The sequence below is a fragment of the Persicitalea jodogahamensis genome (assembly GCF_014651615.1).
Classification (GTDB): Bacteria; Bacteroidota; Bacteroidia; order Cytophagales; family Spirosomataceae; genus Persicitalea; species Persicitalea jodogahamensis.
The window spans coordinates 1-2,268 of sequence record NZ_BMXF01000013.1 but is presented as its reverse complement, the minus strand read 5'-3'; the positions used below and the strand labels follow the sequence as shown (position 1 = coordinate 2,268).

The 2,268-nt window shown below is 58.5% G+C and carries 3 protein-coding genes; all 3 read left to right on the top strand.

Going from position 1 to position 2,268, the window contains the following annotated elements:
• Positions 1-283, top strand: a 283-nt coding sequence (locus tag IE117_RS26160; protein WP_189569355.1) for a divalent metal cation transporter, incomplete at its 5' end; no start/stop codon positions are given.
• 42 nt (positions 284-325) lie between these two features.
• On the top strand, positions 326-1,342 hold the full coding sequence (locus IE117_RS26155) for an NAD-dependent epimerase/dehydratase family protein (RefSeq protein WP_189569353.1): 1,017 nt from the start codon (positions 326-328) through the stop codon (positions 1,340-1,342).
• A 5-nt stretch (positions 1,343-1,347) separates the two neighbouring features.
• On the top strand, positions 1,348-2,268 hold a 921-nt coding region (locus IE117_RS26150; RefSeq protein WP_189569350.1), incomplete at its 3' end, for a dihydrodipicolinate synthase family protein.

The window sequence follows — 2,268 nt, the reverse complement described above, 5'->3', positions numbered from 1 at the left end:
CAGCACCCGGCCCATCAAGTACTTCATCGCTCTGGTGATGGTGTTCGGAGCAGTCATCGCGATCGCTTTTGGCCGGCTGCCCCTGCAACTGATCGTTTTCGCCCAAAGTGTGACCATCTTCGTCGTTCCAGTCATTGGAATCAGCATGTATCTGATCGCCAATGACCGCAAGCTCATGGGAAACCTGACCAATACGGTGAGCGCCCGAATGATGGGTGCACTGGGACTGGCGCTCATCATCGGGCTGGCGCTCGTCAATGTCAAAACGTTATTTTTCAGTTAAACACTTACCCCCACAAACCAGAATCTATCTATAACAACAGAAATGAACGATCTCCAGAAACGATACGAAGCACTTCTGCAACCCTCGCCGGAACTCGTGGCGGACATTTCTCGCATCGAGGGTGACATCCTGCTGCTGGGAGCGGGGGGGAAGATGGGCCCCGCCCTGGCCAAACTCGCCCGGAAAGCGGCCGACGAGTCTGGGGTTGAGAAACGAATCATCGCCGTTTCCCGCTTCTCCGAACCTGGCCTGGCCGAGGAGCTGAATGAAGCCGGCGTCGAGACGATCCGGGCAGATTTGCTCGACGACTCGCAGTTGCAATCCTTGCCTATGGTAAAAAACGTCCTGTACCTGGCCGGCACCAAATTCGGCACCACGGGCAACGAGTCCCACACCTGGGCCATGAACAGCTACCTGCCCGGTCGGGTGGCTGAAAAATTCAAAGACGCCAACATTGTGGTTTTTTCCACCGGGAATGTCTATCCGCTCACGCCAATAGCGATGGGCGGGGCCACCGAAGACCTGGCCCCGGAACCGCTGGGCGAGTACGCGCAATCGTGCCTGGGCCGGGAGCGCATTTTTGAGTACCACAGTCAGAAACACGGTACCCCCCTGCTGATCTACCGGCTCAACTACGCCAACGACGTCACGTATGGCGTGCTGCTGGAACTGGCCAAAAGCGTAATCGCCCAAAAGCCCATCGACCTGCGGATGGGCATGGTGAACGTGATCTGGCAGGGTGATGCCAACGAAATTGCGATCCGGTCGCTGCTGCACTGCTCGCGGCCCGCCAAAGTACTGAACGTCACAGGCCCCGAGCAGCTCTCGGTGCGGTGGATCGCCGAACAGTTTGGCGAGCTGGCGGGTACGCCCCCCATTTTTGCGCACGAAGAGCAGCCCACCGCTCTGCTGAGCAACGCCGCCGAATGCGTCGCGCTGTTTGGCTACCCCAGAACCAACCCCAAACAAATGGTGGGCCTGATTTACGACTGGCTCGTCCAGGGTGGAAAAACGATCAACAAGGCCACTCATTTTCAGGAAAGAAGCGGTAAATTTTAGAAGTGATGACCCCAACCTTGAACGATGAACTCCGGCAGTTTTTACACGCCGGCACGGTGATTCCGGCGCACCCGCTGGCCCTGACTGCAAACCGAGAACTGGATGAAAAGCGGCAGCGGCTCCTGACGCGCTACTACCTGGCCAGCGGCGCGGGCGGCGTGGCGGTGGGCGTGCATACCACGCAGTTCGAGATCAGGAAGCCGGAAGTCAACCTGCTGGAAAGGGTGCTGGAACTGGCCGCCGACGAAATTGCCCAGGCCGGGCTCTCGCGGCCTTTCCTGAAAATTGCGGGCGTTTGCGGCCCCACCGACCAGGCGTTGCGCGAGGCCGGACTGGCCCGCAAGCACGGCTACCACATGGGTTTGGTCAGCCTGGGGGGCTTGAATAATTTTACCGACGATGAGCTGATCGCCCATCTTCGTGCCGTATCGGCCGAGATTCCGGTCTTTGGGTTTTATCTGCAACCTGCGGTGGGTGGCCGGCTGTTGGGTTATAATTTTTGGCGAGAAATGGCTGACCTGCCCAACGTGGTGGGGGTGAAAATCGCCGCTTTCAACCGCTACCAAACCCTGGAGGCCGTACGGGGGATCTGCGACTCGGACCGGCGGGACGAAATTGCCCTCTACACGGGCAACGACGACAACATCGTGGCGGACCTGCTCACCCCCTACCGCCTGGATGTGAACGGAATAAGGATAGAAAAACGCTTCGTGGGCGGACTGCTGGGCCACTGGGCCGTCTGGACAGCTAAAGCGGTGGAGCTTTTGGCCGAGATAAAAGAGTGTGTCAGCAACAACTACCAGGGCTCGGAAGCCCTGCTTGCCAAAGGCATTTCGGTCACGGACATGAACGCCGCGATTTTCGACGCCGAAAATTCCTTTCACGGCTGCATTGCCGGTATCCACGAAGTACTGAAAAGGCAGGGC

Excerpts from the sequence above, each read along its gene's own strand:
- IE117_RS26155 (WP_189569353.1), top strand. The coding sequence starts at position 326 with ATGAACGATCTCCAGAAACGATACGAAGCACTTCTGCAACCCTCGCCG.